Raw genomic sequence first — 14,830 nt, forward strand, 5'->3', positions numbered from 1 at the left:
GCTCGCGGCCAGCACGCCGGCCAGGCCGGCCACGGTGGCGATGCGCGCCCAGCGGCTGTGCAGCGCGCCGCGTGGATCGCGTATCAGCGCGATGCGGCTGGCCAGCGTGTCATGCGTGACGTTGCCGAAGGCGAGCGCGGTGGCGATCGGCGCCTGCTGCAGCTTGAGCTGGGCGACCAGCGCGGCGGCATAGGCCTTGCGTTGCGCTGGCGGACGGCCTTGCAGCACATCGCGGTCGCAGCCCAGTTCCAGCGCCCACGCCAGACGGTTGCGCAGCAGCCGCATGAAGGGATTAAACCACAGCAGCGTTTGCAGCAGAATGCCGGCGCCGGCCCAGTGCAGATCGCGGCGGCGCCAGTGCGTGAGCTCGTGGTCGAGGATCAGCTGGCGCTGGCCGCTGTCAAAGCCGCGCAGGTGGCGCGGCAGCAGCAGGCGCGGACGGAACAGGCCAAACAGCATCGGCGAGATCGGCGCGTCGACTTCAAAGGTGTCCATCGGCTGCGCGCTGGTTTGGTGGCCGGCGGCGGCCAGCGCGTGCAGCGTGCGGCGGATGCGCAGCAGACGGACCAGCGCTTCGCCCAGGCCGGCGGCGTACAGTACTAGCCAGCCATAGGCGGCCCAGGTCAGATAGATGCGCGGGCTGGCCGTTTCGCTGGCGACCAGCGGCTGGCTGGCGGCGGCAACGTTGGTCGTGTTGGCGGCGGCCGGGGCGCGCGGCGCGGCGAATTCTTCGATATCAATCGGCGGCAGCAGACGCAGGCGCTCGCTTTGTGGCAGCAGAATCAGCAGGAATGCGGCAATGATGGTGCACTGGCCCAGCAGCCACACCGAACGCTGGGCGGCGATGCCGGGCAGCCAGCGGCGACACAGCGTCATTACCACCCACACGCCCAAGCCGGCGGCCACGCAGCCGCCGCTGGCCAGCAGGAACTGGAACGCCAGCAGGTCAATGCCGGTGAAAAGATGGGATAGGGCCATGGGATACTCCGCGTGCGACTGTTGCCACCATTATGCGACAGTTGTCGCAATCAGGTCAAGCGTCCCGCATATCGCTTAGCGGTCCACGGTGGCCATACGCTCCTGACTGTAGCGCGGGCCGGCGATGGTCTTGAGGGCGTCTTCCAGCGTGGCGATTTCCTGCGGGCTGAGCACGATATCCGTGGCGGCGGCGTTCTGCTCCAGATTGACGCGGCGGCGGGTGCCGGGAATCGGCACGATGTCGTCGCCTTGCCGCAGCACCCACGCCAGCGCGATCTGCCCAGGCGCGAGGCCGCGCGCGGCGGCCAGGTCGCGCACGGTTTGCGCGGCGGCCATATTGGCGTCGAAGTTGGCGCCCTGCATGCGCGGGTCCTGATGGCGGAAATCGGTCGGTGGATACGCTTCGGCGCGCTTGGCGGTGCCGGCCAGGAAGCCGCGTCCCAACGGGCTGAACGGCACCAGGCCGATGCCCAGCTCGCGCAGCACCGGAATGATCCCGGCTTCCAGATTGCGTTCCCACAGCGAGTATTCGCTTTGCAGCGCGCTGATCGGATGCACGGCGTGGGCGCGGCGGATATTGTTCACACCGGCTTCGGACAGACCGAGGTAGCGCACCTTGCCTTCCTTGACCAGTTCGCCCATGACGCCGACCACGTCCTCGATCGGCACGGCCGGATCGATACGGTGCTGGTACAGCAAGTCGATGTAATCGGTGCCGAGCCGGCGCAGCGAGCCTTCGACGGCCACGCGGATATGCGCCGGGTCGCTGGTGACGGCGTTGGCCACGCCGATATGGAAGCCGAATTTGGTCGCCAGCACCACTTCGTCGCGGCGGCCCTTGAAGGCGCGGCCCAGCAGCTCTTCGTTGGTGTAGGGGCCGTACACCTCGGCGGTGTCGAAGAAGTTGATGCCCAGCTCGATCGCGCGGTGCAGCGTGGCGATCGATTCCGCCTCGTCGGCGTTGCCGTAGGCGTGGCTCATGCCCATGCAGCCCAGTCCCTGGGCGGAAACGGTTAATCCTTGAGTGCCTAATGCGCGTTGCTTCATGTGGGGCTCCGGTTAGTTGCTGCGCGCCACCCAATCGACCAGCGTGTCCAGCACGGCGCGGCCGGCGCCGTTGGCGACATGTTCGTCGTTGAGGATGGCGACCACGATGCACGGCTGGTTGTTGGCGTCGGTCACATAACCGGCGATGGCGATAACGCCTTTCAGGCTACCAGTTTTCAGCCGCGCGCGCTGGGCGGCGGGACTGTCCTGGAGCCGGCGGCGCATGGTGCCGTCGGTGGCGGCGATCGGCAGGCTGGCGAGGAACTCGGGCATCCACAGGCTTTTCAGACCGGCTTGCAGCACGCCGGCCAACTGGGCCGGCGTGGCGCGTTCGCTGCGCGACAGGCCCGAGCCGTTGTCCAGCACCAGGCCGTTGCCGTCGATGTTGTGTTGCCGCAGCCAGGCGCGGATCGCGGTCTCGGCCCGCATCGGCGTGCTGGCGCCGCCGGCGTCGGGCGGCAGCGGTTTGCTGCCCAGCATGGGGTCGGCTTCCAGACTGCCCAGGCTGAGGAAGATGGTGCGGGCCAGCGTGTTGTCGGACAGCTTGTTGGTGTCGCGCAGGATCTCGGGCAGCGAGCGCGAGACGTGTTCGGCCAGCAGCCGTGTCGGCTGGGCCGCAGACGATGTGGCCTCGCGCACCTCGCCGTTCAGGCTGCCGCCGAGCTTGTGCCATGCGGCCAGCAGCAGGCGTGCCAGATAGTCCTGGCTGTCCAGCACGTTGATGCTGGTGGCCTTGGTGCAGTCTTTCGGGAAGGCGCCGTGCAGGATCACTTCAATCCGGTCGCCCTGGCGCGCGTAGCTCGGCGTGCGCCAGCCGTTTTCCCAGGTGGCGCAGGGGGTGTCGCTCAGCTGCATGTCCGAGCGGATGCTGACCTTGTCCAGCTCCGGCTGCATCACCAGCGAGACCTGATCGGCGGTGGAGCGCATTGTCACTTTCAGCAGGTTGGTGTTGACCAGCGCGGCGTCCGGGATGACGTTGTAATACGCCCATGGATACTCGTCAAACGGCGGCTGCCCCAGCGCCGGCCGCGACGGCGTAAACAGCAGCCGGTCGATGACGAGGTCGCCCTGGATGCGGCGGATGCCCTGGTTGCGCAGCGCTTCCAGCATGTGCGTCAGCGCGTCCGCGTTGAGGTCGGCGTCGGCGCCGCCGCGCAGGATCAGGTCGCCCATCAGGACGCCGTCGACCACCTCGGCGTCGCTGCGCAATTCGGTACGGCCGCGGAAGGCCGGCCCCAGCTGCTCCAGCGCCGTCAGCGTGGTGAACAGCTTCATGGTGGACGCCGGCGACATGCTCTGTCCGGCGTTGTGCGACACCAGCACCGCCTCGCCGCGCAGCACGATCACGCCGGCGGCCTCCTGCGGGATGCGCGCGGCCTGCATCAGTTGCGCCACCGGCTCCGGCAAGGCGGCCTGGGCAACGCCGGTGACGAGAAAGGCGGCCGCCACCAGGCGGCGCAACAGCTTAGTAGAAGAAGACATAGGAAATCGCAATCGCGGCAATCACGCCGGCCAGATCGGCGATCAGCCCGCACGAGATCGCATAGCGCGTCTTGCGGATGCCAACCGAGCCGAAGTACAGCGCGACAATGTAGAAAGTGGTGTCGGCCGAGCCCTGGAACACGCAGGCCAGGCGGCCGACAAAGGAATCGACGCCGTAGGTTTGCATAGTGTCGATCATCATGGCCTTGGCGGCGCTGCCGCTGAGCGGCTTCATCAGCGCGGTCGGCAGCGCCGGCACGAAGTCGGTGTTGAAGCCGAGGAAGCTGAACAGCCAGCTGAAGCCCTGCACGATAAAGCCCAGCAGGCCAGCGTTGCGGATCACGCTGATCGCCACCAGCATGCCGACCAGGTACGGAATGACGGTGATCGAGGTCTGGATGCCGCCCTTGGCGCCTTCGATAAACGCCTCGTAGACATTGACCTTCTTGCGCAAGGCGCCAATGATGAAGCCGCCGATGACGGCGATCAGCACAAAGTTGCTGAACACCTTGGAGACTACTTCAATCTCCGGCTTGGTCAGATAATGGGTGAAATAAAAAACGATGCCGATGATGAAGGCGGTGATGCCGCCCAGCCAGCCCACCACCACGCGGTTGAACAGGTTGATGCGCTGGCGGATCGCCACGGCGATGATGCCGGTCATGGTCGCCACATAGGTCGCCACCATGCAGGGGATGAAAATATCCGAGGGATCGGCCGCGCCCAGGATCGAGCGCTGCGCCATGATGGCCAGCGGAATCAAGGTCAGGCCCGAGGTGTGCAGCACCAGGAACATGATTTGCGCGTCGGTCGGCTCGTCCTTGTTGGGGTTGAGCGTTTGCAGGCTTTCCATCGCCTTCAGGCCGAACGGCGTGGCGGCGTTGTCCAGGCCCAGCAGGTTGGCCGAGAAGTTCATCACCATGTGGCCGGTGGCCGGGTGATTCGACGGCACGCCCGGGAAGATGCGCGAGAAGAACGGCGCGATCAGCTTGGCCAGCAGGTCGATGGCGCCGGCCTTCTCGCCGATGTTCATGATGCCCAGCCACAAGGTCATCACGCCGGCCAGCGGCAGGGCGATGTCCATCACGCCGGTGCGGGCCGAGTCGAAGGTGCCGTCGATGATGCGCTTGAAAATTTCGGTGTCGCCCAGAAAGATGAACTGGGCCAGCGCGGCCAGGAAGCCCACCAGGAAGAATCCAGACCAGATGTAATTGAGCGACATATTTCTTGAGTGCAGTAATGTAGACGCAAAGTATAAGCGCTATCTGGACGCCGCCGCACATACCGCGCGTCGGGCTGTGCCTAGAATTGTTCGTATGAACTTATTCAACCGCCGGGCGCTGGCCTATGTGGCCGGTCATCCCATGGATTTCACGGTGCAATGCCTGAAGGGCTTTCGCGCCAATCAAGGCCTGCTGCTGGCGGGCGCGGTGGCGTATTACTCGCTGCTGTCCATCCTGCCGCTGCTGATGCTGGTGGTGGTGGCCTTGTCGCACGTCATCGATCAGGCCGAATTGCTGTCGGCGGTCGGCCGCTATCTGAACTATGTGGTGCCGGGGCAATCCAGGCCGATCGTGGCGGAGGTGGCGCATTTCCTCGAACATCGCGACCTGGTCGGCGGCGTGCTGGTGGTGACCATGCTGTTCTTCAGCTCGCTGGCGTTCACCGTGCTGGAGAACGCCATGTGCGTGATCTTCAAGCACCGGGTGGCGATCCGGCGGCGGCATTTCATGATCTCGGCGGTCATGCCCTACTGCTACATCCTGTCGCTGGGGGCCGGCATGCTGCTGGTGACGCTGGTGGCCGGCAGCCTGCAGGTGATGGGCGAGGAGAGTGTGCGCCTGTTCGGTTACAACTGGTCGCTGAACGGCGTGTCGGGTGTGCTGCTGTACCTGCTCGGTTTTGCCGGCGAGGTGCTGGTGCTGTCGTCGATTTATCTGGTGATGCCGGTCGGACGGCTGTCGCCGTCGCACGCGCTGATCGGCGGCGTAACGGCGGCGCTGCTGTGGGAAATCGCCCGCCACATCCTGGTGTGGTACTTCTCCACGCTGTCGCAGGTGAACGTGGTGTACGGCTCGATGACCACCGCCATCATCGTCATGTTCAGCCTGGAGATCGGCGCCACGCTGCTGCTGTTCGGCGCGCAGGTTATTTCCGAGTTCGAGCGGGTGGGCCGCGAACGGCCGCGCCGCGCCGCCCGGCCGCTGACCACGGAAGCACCGGCACAATAAATTTGTGCGCCGCACAAAATGTGTGGTACACTACGTCCGTGGTTGAGGTTTGCCTGCAAACAGTCCCACATCCGGCCGATGCGCCGCGCCCAGAGTTGTGTAAGTTCGATGGCGCAGGTGACGCAGACGCTGGAGTTGTAATCCCGAAAACGTTAGTCGATTTACACGTCAGGGGCACCACGCAGATAGCATGGGCGCCTGAGACGCCGCCTCACTTGGCATATAGCCCTGGAGCCCGGTACGATTGAAGCATAGGTAATACATTGGAACGAAGCCTGCAGCGATGCGGGCTTTTTTTTCGTCCGCAGCTTGCGTTCGCCCAAAGGGGGCGGACGGTGTCAGCTTATTCTGAAGTGCTGATGGAGGTGCACGATGGAATTCGCTTTTACGCTCCGCTACCGGTTGCCGAGCCAGTGCCGCGACGACGATCAGCTGGCCGGACAACTGGCCGCCTGCGACTGCGCGGACGCGCGGGTGAGCGTCAACCGCGCCGGCTATCTGGTGCTGGAATTCCTGCGTGCCGCCGACAGTCCCGCCGCTGCCCTGTCCAGCGCCATCGCCGACGTGCAGCGCGCCCTCCCCAGCGCCGAGCTGATCGATATTCGTTCCGACTTCATGTCGAACTGAATTTCGCTAATATTTCAATATTATTTGAAATGTAGAAGTGTATGCGCTAGTATGCCAGCATGAATACCAAACAAACCCTGGCCGCGCTGGCGGCGCTGGCGCAGGAAAGCCGGCTTGCCGTGTTTCGCTTGCTGGTGCAGACCGGTCCGGAGGGGCTGGCCGCCAGTAAAATCGGCGAGCGGCTCGCTATTGCGCCGTCCTCGCTGTCGTTTCACCTGAAGGAACTGTCGCACGCCGGCCTGATCGCCTCGCGCCAGCAGGGACGGTTCGTCATTTACTCGGCCGACATCGCCGCGATGAATGGTCTGATCAACTTTTTAACTGAAAACTGCTGCGGCGGTGTCCCGTGCAAACCATGAATATTCTTTTTCTGTGTACCGGCAATTCCTGCCGCTCCATTTTGAGCGAGGCCATTTTCAATCATCTGGCGCCGCTGGCTTGGCGCGCGATCAGCGCCGGTAGCCGGCCGGCCGGCCAACTGCATCCGCGCGCGCTGGCGCTACTGGCGCGCAAAGGTATCTCCACCGAGGGCTGCTACAGCAAATCGTGGGATCACCTGCCGGTCACGCCGGATATTGTGATCACCGTCTGCGGCAGCGCGGCTGGCGAGACTTGTCCTGCTTATCTGGCGCCGGCGCTGCGCGCGCATTGGGGTGTCGATGACCCGAGTCATGTGGTGGGAACGGAAGAGGAAATCGAAGCTGCGTTTGAGCAGGCTTACCGCATCATCCGCGCGCGCATCGAAGCCTTTCTGGCGCTACCGGCGATTTCGCAACAAGCACTGGAGCGTATCGGATGCTGAACGCTTTGCTGATTTTTATCGCCACGCTGGTGCTGGTGATCTGGCAGCCGCGTGGCCTGGGTATCGGCTGGAGCGCCTCGCTGGGCGCGGCGGCGGCCTTGCTGGCGGGCGTGATCCATGTCGGCGATATTCCGGTGGTGTGGCACATCATCTGGAACGCGACGGCGACGTTCGTCGCCATCATCGTCACCAGCCTGCTGCTGGACAAGGCCGGCTTCTTCGAATGGGCGGCGCTGCATGTGGCGCGCTGGGGTGGCGGCAGCGGCAAGCGGTTGTTCGTGCTGCTGGTGTTGCTGGGGGCCGCGGTGTCCGGCCTGTTCGCCAACGATGGCGCGGCGCTGATCCTGACGCCGATCGTCATCGCCATCCTGCACGAGCTGCGGTTTTCCGCGCGCGCCACGCTGGCGTTTGTGATGGCGGCCGGCTTTATCGCCGATACGGCCAGCCTGCCGCTGGTGGTGTCGAACCTGGTGAACATCGTCTCGGCGGATTATTTCGGCATCAGCTTCGCGCGCTACGCGGCGGTGATGGTGCCGGTGAATGTTGTCGCCGTCGCGGCCACGCTGGCGGTGCTGCTGTGGTTCTTCCGCCGCGATATTCCGGCGGACTACGATGTGCGGCAGATCAAAGATCCGGCGCTGGCGATTCGTGACCGCGCCACCTTCATCGCCGGCTGGTGGGTACTGGGCCTGCTGCTGATCGGCTTCTTCGTCATCGAACCGATGGGCGTGCCGATCAGCGTGGTGGCGGCGGTGGGCTCGCTGGTGCTGCTGGTGGTGGCGTCGCGCGGACACCGCATCTCCACGCGCGAGGTGCTGCTGCACGCGCCTTGGCAGATCGTGATTTTTTCGCTGGGGATGTATCTGGTGGTGTACGGCTTGCGCAACGCGGGGCTGACGGCTTACCTTACAGCGGCGCTCAACTGGTGTGCGCAATATGGCGTATGGGGCGCGGCCATGGGCACCGGCTTCCTGACCGCGATTCTGTCGTCGATCATGAACAACCTGCCGACCGTGTTGATCGGCGCCTTGTCGGTGGATGCCACGTCGGCGCAGGGCGCGGTGCGCGAAGCGATGGTGTATGCGAACGTGATCGGCAGCGATCTCGGTCCGAAGATCACGCCGATCGGCAGCCTGGCGACGCTGCTATGGCTGCACGTGCTGGCCAACAAGGGCACGCGCATCTCGTGGGGTTACTACTTCCGCGTCGGCATCTGCTTGACGTTGCCGGTTTTGTTTGTCACATTGGCGGCATTAGCAGTGCGCCTGGGGATAACGTGAAACCGAAGAAGTGGATTGCCGTAGTACTGAGTATCTTTGCCACGCCGCTGGCGTTCTTGTATGTGGGCGCTCCGCGCTGGGCTGTGATCAGCTTCACCATATCGCTGGCATTGGGCCTCGCCGGTTTCCTGCTGCCAGGCCAATTGGCCGAGGGTGCCGCCGGAATCCTGTCGTTGGCGCTGATTGCATTGTGGATCTGGCTTGCCTACCGGTTGGCCGCGGCCGCGCCGGAACAGGCGATCCGCCCGTGGTACGCGCGCTGGTATGGCATGCTGGCGATGGTGGCCGGCGTTGGCATTTTCGTCGTGCTGTTGCGGGTGTTTGCTTATGAGCCGTTCAAGGTGCCATCTTCGGCGATGCTGCCGACGCTTCCGGTTCGCTCCAATGTGCTGGTGCAGAAATGGGGTTACGGTCATTACAGCACGATGGGTTTCAGCTTCGGCAATGGCGGCATCTCGCAGCCGTTGGAACGGGGAGACATGATCGTGTTCGACTGGCCGCGTGATCCGCGCCAGAGCTTTATAAAGCGCCTGGTCGGCCTGCCGGGCGACCATATTGAATACCGCGACGACAAGCGCCTGTATGTCAACGGCGTCGACGTTCGTGGCAAGGCGCTACCGGAGTATCTGGATGAAAATCAGCTGGTGCCCCTGCAGCGCTATCGTCAGCGGCTGGACCGGATCGAACATGACTACCTGGTCAAGGAGGCGGCGGCATGGTGGATGCAGCAAGACGCACAGCTGCCGCCGCAATGCCAGGTCGGCGCTACGGCCTTGAGCTGCACGGTGCCGGCGGCCAGCTATTTCGTCATGGGCGACAATCGCGACAACAGCCTGGATAGCCGCTACTGGGGCTTTGTGCCGGCCAAATCGGTGATTGGCAAGGTGGTGTACATTGTTCCGCCCCGAACTTGAGGAGCCAGGATTGGATCAGCATATCAAACCGGTAGCACTTGAAAAAGCTTATCGCCTATTGAATCATGGACCGACGGTGCTGGTGTCGGCCAGCCATGACGGCGTGGAGAATGTGATGTCGGCGGCGTGGTCGTGCGCGTTGGATTTTGCGCCGCCGAAGGTGACGCTGGTGCTGGACAAGGCGACGGCCACGCGTCCGCTGGTGGAAAAGAGCGGCTACTTCGCGCTGCAGGTGCCGAATATGGCGCAGCTGCGGCTGACCTATGATGTCGGTCACACCAGCGCCAACGATACCCCGGACAAGCTGACCAAGGCTGGCGTGCGGCTGTTCCGTGTTGACGGTTACGATGTGCCGCTGGTGGCCGGATCGTCGGCATGGTTGATCTGCAAAGTGCTGCCGGAGCCGCGCAATGAGCAGGTCTACGACTTGTTCATCGGCGAAGTGGTGGCCGCGTATGCGGATGACCGCGTATTCCAGAACGGCCACTGGGCTTTCGAGAAGGCTGACCCGCGGTGGCGCAGCCTGCACTACATCGCCGGCGGCAATTTCTACGCCATCGGCGAAGCGGTGGTGGCGGATACCAACAAAACCTGACAAACGGATTCACCAAGCAATACAACGTGAAGAAGTTGATGTGGTTTGAGCAGCACGCGGATATCTGTGCTTGATGCGTTCCATGGGTTCCCGCCTGCGCGGGAACGGCGGTTAGAGGGCGCGGGCGATGAGGATTTTTTGGATGTCGCTGGTGCCTTCGTAGATTTGGCATACGCGCGCGTCGCGGTAGATGCGTTCCACTGGAAAGTCACTGACGTAGCCGTAGCCGCCGTGGATCTGGATCGCATCCGAACAGACCTTTTCCGCCATCTCGGAGGCGAACAGTTTGGCCATCGCGGCTTCCTTCAGGCACGGCAGGCCGGCGTCCTTCATTGCTGCGGCGTGCAGGATCAGCTGGCGCGCGGCTTCGATCTGCATCGCCATCTCGGCCAATTTGAATTGCACCGACTGATGCTCGAAGATCGGCTTACCGAAGCTTTCCCGTTCTCGCGCATAGCTCAGCGCCGCTTCATACGCGGAGCGCGCCATGCCCACCGACTGCGAGGCGATGCCGATGCGGCCGCCCTCCAATCCGGATAAGGCGATCTTGTAACCCTGGCCTTCCGCGCCGATCAGATTCTCCGCCGGGATACGGCAGTTCTCGAACACGATCTGCGCGGTGTCCGATGAGTGCTGCCCCATCTTGTGTTCAATGCCGGCGACGATGTAACCCGGCGTCGCCGTTGGCACCCAGAAGGCGCTGATGCCTTTCTTGCCCGCCGCTTTGTCGGTGACCGCCATGACAATCGCCACGTCCGCATGCTTGCCGCTGGTGATGAACTGTTTGACGCCGTTCAGCACATAGTGATCGCCATCGCGCGTGGCGGTGGTGCGCAATGCGGCGGCGTCGCTGCCGGTGTGCGGTTCGGTGAGGCAGAACGCGCCCAGCATCGCGCCTTGTGCCAGTGGCCGCAGCCATTGTTCCTTCTGCTGCGCGTTCGCATACATCATGCCGATGCTGCACACCGGGCAGTTGTTGACTGAGATGATGGTGGACGTGCCGCCATCGCCCGCCGCAATCTCCTCCAGCACCAGGGCCAGCGACACGTAATCCATGCCAGCGCCGCCCAGCTCCTCGGGCACGGCGACACCGAAGGCGCCCAGCGCCGCCAGCTCCTTCAGCTCTTCCTTCGGGAAGTGGTGCTCCTTGTCCCAGCGGGCGGCGTTGGGGGCGAGACGCTCTTGCGCGAAAGTGCGCAGGGCGTCACGGATCATTTCGTGTTCCTGACTTAGTAGCATCGTGTCTCTTCCCTTTTACCAGCCAATGGTGGTGCCATCGTAGGCGCGGTACACCGCTTGCTCGGACGTAGGGAGCGCCGCCAGCGTCGCGCGGATGCCGCTGGCGCTTTGTTCCACCGTGATGTCGGCGCCGGCGCCGCCCATGTCGGTCTGCACCCAGCCCGGATGGAAGGCGACGCAGGTGACGCCCTGCTTGCCATGCACCAGCGCCGTGTCGATCAGCACCGAATTGAGCGCGGCCTTGCTGGCGCGGTACAGCGAGCCTTGCGGCGATTGGCGCTCGCTCAAGGACCCCATGCGCGACGACAGCACCGCCAGCTTGCCCTGCGCCGCGCCCACCAGCGGCGCGAGGATCGGCAGCAGGCGCATGGCCGCCAGCACATTGGTGTGCATGACCGAGTTGAAATCGGCCTCGGTCGGGAAGCCATCGTGACGCGGGCCATACACACCGGCGTTGAGGATGGCGACATCCAGCTCTTCGCCATCCATCTTCCAGCCGATGCCGGCCACCGCTTCGACGTTGTTCACATCCAGCTTGTGTGGCTCGGCGCCCAACGCCGCCAGCGCGTCGCAGTCTTCCTGCTTGCGCGCTGTGGCGATCACGCGCCAGCCGTCCTTGCGATACTGCTTGACCAGTTCAAGGCCGATGCCGCGCGATGCGCCGATCACCAATACCGTCGCCATTACACCAGCTCCACGGCCATCGCGGTCGCTTCGCCGCCGCCGATGCACAGCGCCGCCACGCCCTTCTTGCCGCCGGTGCGTTTCAGTGCGCCCAGCAGGGTGACGATGATACGCGCGCCGGAGGCGCCGATCGGGTGGCCCAGCGCGCAGGCGCCGCCGTGGATGTTGACCTTGTCGTGCGGGATATCCAGGTCGTGCATGGCGGCCATCGGCACGGCGGCGAAAGCTTCGTTAATCTCGAACAGGTCAACGTCCTTGGTGCTCCAGCCGATTTTTTTGTACAGCTTTTCGATGGCGCCGATTGGCGCGGTGGTGAACCAGTCCGGCTCCTGCGCGAAGGTGGCGTGGCCGTGGATGCGGGCGATTGGCGTCAGGCCGAGTTCCCTGGCCTTCGATTCGCGCATCATCACCAGCGCGGCGGCGCCGTCGTTGATCGACGACGACGAGGCGGCGGTGATGGTGCCGTCCTTCTTGAACGCGGCGCGCAGCGTCGGGATTTTGTCGACCTTCGCTTTCAGCGGGCCTTCATCCTTGTCGATGACGGTGTCGCCGGCGCGCGAGGTCACGGTGACCGGTGCGATCTCCCACTTGAAGTAGCCCTCATTGGTGGCGACCTGCGCGCGTTTCACCGAGGCGATGGCGAAGTTATCCTGCGCCTCGCGGGTGAGCGCGTACTTGGCCGAGCACTCTTCGGCGAAGGTACCCATCGAGCGGCCTTCGCCGGTCTTTTCGTTGCGCGAGTAGGCGTCTTCCAGACCGTCGTACATCATGTGATCGAACATCATGCCGTGGCCGATGCGGTAGCCGCCGCGCGCTTTTGGAATCAGGTAAGGCGCATTGGTCATGGACTCCATGCCGCCGGCGATCACCACGTCGGCGCTGCCGGCCACCAGCTGATCGTGCGCGAAGATGGCGGCCTGCATCGCCGAGCCGCACATCTTGGACAGCGTGACGGCGCCGGTGGACGTTGGCAAGCCGGCCTTCAACAGCGCCTGACGCGCCGGCGCCTGACCCTGGCCGGCCATCAGGCAGTTGCCGAAGTAGACATGTTCGACCAGCTTGGCGTCGATGCCGGCGCGTTCAACGGCGGCCTGGATCGCGACGGCGCCCAGGTCGTGCGCGGCCTTGCTGGAAAAGTCGCCCTGGAAGGCGCCCATGGGGGTGCGCGCGGCACCGACGATAACGATAGGATCGTTCATGCTCAAATCTCCCTTAACAAGTTTCTGCGAACAGCTCGCGGCCGATCAGCATGCGGCGGATTTCGCTGGTGCCGGCGCCGATTTCATACAGCTTGGCGTCGCGCCACAGGCGGCCCACAGGGTATTCGTTGATATAGCCGTTGCCGCCCAGCGTCTGGATCGCCTCGCCGGCCATCCAGGTCGCCTTTTCGGCGCTGTAGAGGATGGCGCCGGCGGCGTCCTTGCGCAGATTGCGCACCTGTTCCGGCGTGACGGCGCGGTCGCAGGCCTGGCCGACCGCATAGACGTAGGCCTTGGAGGCCATCATGGTCGAGTACATATCGGCGATTTTGCCTTGCATCAGCTGGAACTCGCCGATCGCCTGGCCGAACTGCTTGCGGTCGTGGATGTAAGGCACCACCACGTCCATGCAGGCCTGCATGATGCCCAGCGGTCCGCCGGACAGCACGGTGCGCTCGAAGTCGAGGCCGGACATCAGCACATTGACGCCCTTGCCGACGCCGCCCAGCACGTTTTCGACGGGCACTTCGCAATCCTCGAACACCAGTTCACCGGTGTGGGAGCCGCGCATGCCCAGCTTGTCCAGCTTCTGCGCGATCGAAAAGCCCTTGCTGCCCTTCTCGATCAGGAAGGCGGTCATGCCGCGCGGGCCGGCGTCGAGGTCGGTCTTGGCGTAGACCACCAGCACATCGGCGTCGGGGCCGTTGGTGATCCACATCTTGGTGCCGTTGAGGACGTAGTGATCGCCCTTGAGGTCGGCGCGCAGCTTCATGCTGACCACATCGGAGCCGGCGTTGGGTTCGGACATCGCCAGCGCGCCGATGTACTCGCCGGAAATGAGCTTCGGCAGGTATTGCTGTTTTTGCGCCACGTTGCCGTTGCGCTTGATCTGATTGACGCACAGATTGGAGTGCGCGCCATACGACAGGCCGACCGAGGCCGAGGCGCGCGAGATTTCCTCCATCGCCACGATATGGGCCAGATAGCCCATATTGGCGCCGCCATACTCTTCCGGCACGGTGATGCCGAGCACGCCCAGCTCGCCCATTTTGCGCCACAGGTCCATCGGGAACTGATCGCTGCGGTCGATCTCGGCCGCGCGCGGGGCGATCTCGGCGGCGGCGAACTGCTGCACGGCCTCGCGCAGCGCGGCGATATCCTCGCCATGGTCAAAGGTCAGGCCTGGGAGATGGAGCATGTCTTCCTCTATTGTGTATGAAATCCGGAACGGCCATCATACGCCGCTATGACGTTAACGTAAACGTCAACTACGGCGTCAACCCCGGTGTCAGACCTGACACCGGGGTTAGGTTTGTGCGGCCAGCAGGCGCTTGCATTCGTCTTCGTGGGCCTGAATTTCGGCCAGCGACATTTCGATGTCTTCGCGTTGCTGTTCCAGCGTTTCGCGGTGCTGGCCCAGCACATTCAGGAAGCGGTGCATCTGCGCCGCCGAGTCCTTGGGCGTCTCGTACATGTCGACCAGGCCTTTGATCTCGGCCAGCGATAGCCCCAGACGCTTGCCGCGCAGCGTCAGCTTCAGGCGGGTGCGGTCGCGCCCGGTATACACGCGGTTGCGGCCGCCCGCACCTTCGCGCGATGGGCTCAGCAGCCCCTGGTCTTCATAGAATCGGATGGCGCGCGCGGTCACGTCGAATTCGCGCGCCAGTTCGGTAATGGTGTAGGTGGACATGTTTTATATGGATTTCCGTTTACGTCAACGTCAACGTCAACGTCAACGTCAACGTCAACGTC

At 64.0% G+C, this 14,830-nt stretch carries 15 protein-coding genes and 1 pseudogene; 7 read left to right on the top strand and 9 right to left on the bottom strand.

All coding sequences use genetic code 11. The features are described from left to right. Positions 1-93 precede the first annotated feature (93 nt). From GTP44_RS28395 to GTP44_RS01520, 4 genes and pseudogenes are all read right to left on the bottom strand, one after another. Positions 94-978: pseudogene (locus tag GTP44_RS28395) on the bottom strand (M56 family metallopeptidase); the annotation flags it as partial. A gap of 75 nt (positions 979-1,053) precedes the next feature. Then, positions 1,054-2,025, bottom strand: a complete 972-nt coding sequence (locus GTP44_RS01510) for an aldo/keto reductase (RefSeq protein WP_160988340.1) — start codon at positions 2,023-2,025, stop codon at positions 1,054-1,056. Between the two features lie 12 nt (positions 2,026-2,037). After that, positions 2,038-3,507, bottom strand: a complete 1,470-nt coding sequence (gene dacB, locus GTP44_RS01515; RefSeq protein WP_308494291.1) for a D-alanyl-D-alanine carboxypeptidase/D-alanyl-D-alanine endopeptidase — start codon at positions 3,505-3,507, stop codon at positions 2,038-2,040. Beyond that, the gene (locus tag GTP44_RS01520; protein ID WP_161018026.1) at positions 3,491-4,729 is read right to left on the bottom strand and encodes a spore maturation protein; all 1,239 of its coding nucleotides are present in this window, start codon (positions 4,727-4,729) and stop codon (positions 3,491-3,493) included. Before GTP44_RS01520 ends, dacB begins: the two co-directional genes overlap by 17 nt. Before the next feature lie 94 nt (positions 4,730-4,823). On the opposite strand from GTP44_RS01520, the gene GTP44_RS01525 reads away from it, so the two are divergent. The 7 genes from GTP44_RS01525 to GTP44_RS01555 all read left to right on the top strand — a co-directional run bounded on the left by GTP44_RS01525 (position 4,824) and on the right by GTP44_RS01555 (position 9,956). Beyond that, entirely contained in the window at positions 4,824-5,738 is a 915-nt protein-coding gene (locus GTP44_RS01525) for a YihY/virulence factor BrkB family protein (protein WP_161018027.1), read from the top strand. A gap of 372 nt (positions 5,739-6,110) precedes the next feature. After that, positions 6,111-6,365 carry a hypothetical protein gene (locus tag GTP44_RS01530; RefSeq protein ID WP_160988337.1) on the top strand — a complete coding sequence of 85 codons (255 nt, stop codon included), beginning with the start codon at positions 6,111-6,113 and terminating at the stop codon, positions 6,363-6,365. Positions 6,366-6,424: 59 nt separating this feature from the next. Continuing rightward, positions 6,425-6,724 (top strand): ArsR/SmtB family transcription factor, encoded by a 300-nt coding sequence (locus tag GTP44_RS01535; protein ID WP_161018028.1) that lies wholly within the window; start codon positions 6,425-6,427, stop codon positions 6,722-6,724. Beyond that, positions 6,721-7,167 carry an arsenate reductase ArsC gene (locus GTP44_RS01540; RefSeq protein WP_161018029.1) on the top strand — a complete coding sequence of 149 codons (447 nt, stop codon included), beginning with the start codon at positions 6,721-6,723 and terminating at the stop codon, positions 7,165-7,167. The genes GTP44_RS01535 and GTP44_RS01540 overlap by 4 nt, the downstream gene beginning before the upstream one ends. Next, positions 7,161-8,447, top strand: a complete 1,287-nt coding sequence (locus GTP44_RS01545) for an arsenic transporter (protein WP_161018030.1) — start codon at positions 7,161-7,163, stop codon at positions 8,445-8,447. Before GTP44_RS01540 ends, GTP44_RS01545 begins: the two co-directional genes overlap by 7 nt. After that, positions 8,444-9,361: a signal peptidase I gene (gene lepB / locus GTP44_RS01550; protein ID WP_161018031.1), complete on the top strand. Its 918-nt coding sequence runs from the start codon at positions 8,444-8,446 to the stop codon at positions 9,359-9,361. Before GTP44_RS01545 ends, lepB begins: the two co-directional genes overlap by 4 nt. Positions 9,362-9,371: 10 nt before the next feature. Beyond that, positions 9,372-9,956, top strand: a complete 585-nt coding sequence (locus GTP44_RS01555; protein WP_161018032.1) for a flavin reductase family protein — start codon at positions 9,372-9,374, stop codon at positions 9,954-9,956. Positions 9,957-10,067: 111 nt separating this feature from the next. On the opposite strand, the gene GTP44_RS01560 is transcribed toward GTP44_RS01555, so the two are convergent. The 5 genes from GTP44_RS01560 to GTP44_RS01580 all read right to left on the bottom strand — a co-directional run bounded on the left by GTP44_RS01560 (position 10,068) and on the right by GTP44_RS01580 (position 14,768). Continuing rightward, positions 10,068-11,195, bottom strand: a complete 1,128-nt coding sequence (locus GTP44_RS01560; protein WP_161018033.1) for an acyl-CoA dehydrogenase family protein — start codon at positions 11,193-11,195, stop codon at positions 10,068-10,070. Positions 11,196-11,210: 15 nt separating this feature from the next. Continuing rightward, the gene (locus tag GTP44_RS01565) at positions 11,211-11,879 is read right to left on the bottom strand and encodes an SDR family oxidoreductase (protein ID WP_161018034.1); all 669 of its coding nucleotides are present in this window, start codon (positions 11,877-11,879) and stop codon (positions 11,211-11,213) included. After that, complete coding sequence (locus tag GTP44_RS01570; RefSeq protein ID WP_161018035.1) at positions 11,879-13,078, bottom strand: acetyl-CoA C-acyltransferase; 1,200 nt, start codon at positions 13,076-13,078, stop codon at positions 11,879-11,881. The genes GTP44_RS01565 and GTP44_RS01570 overlap by 1 nt, the downstream gene beginning before the upstream one ends. A 13-nt stretch (positions 13,079-13,091) precedes the next feature. Then, positions 13,092-14,276, bottom strand: a complete 1,185-nt coding sequence (locus tag GTP44_RS01575) for an isovaleryl-CoA dehydrogenase (RefSeq protein WP_161018036.1) — start codon at positions 14,274-14,276, stop codon at positions 13,092-13,094. 108 nt (positions 14,277-14,384) lie between these two features. Further along, on the bottom strand, positions 14,385-14,768 hold the full coding sequence (locus GTP44_RS01580; protein WP_161018037.1) for a MerR family transcriptional regulator: 384 nt from the start codon (positions 14,766-14,768) through the stop codon (positions 14,385-14,387). Positions 14,769-14,830 lie beyond the last annotated feature (62 nt).

It is taken from the genome of Duganella lactea, from assembly GCF_009857505.1.
GTDB classification, from domain to species: domain Bacteria; phylum Pseudomonadota; class Gammaproteobacteria; order Burkholderiales; family Burkholderiaceae_D; genus Rugamonas; species Rugamonas lactea.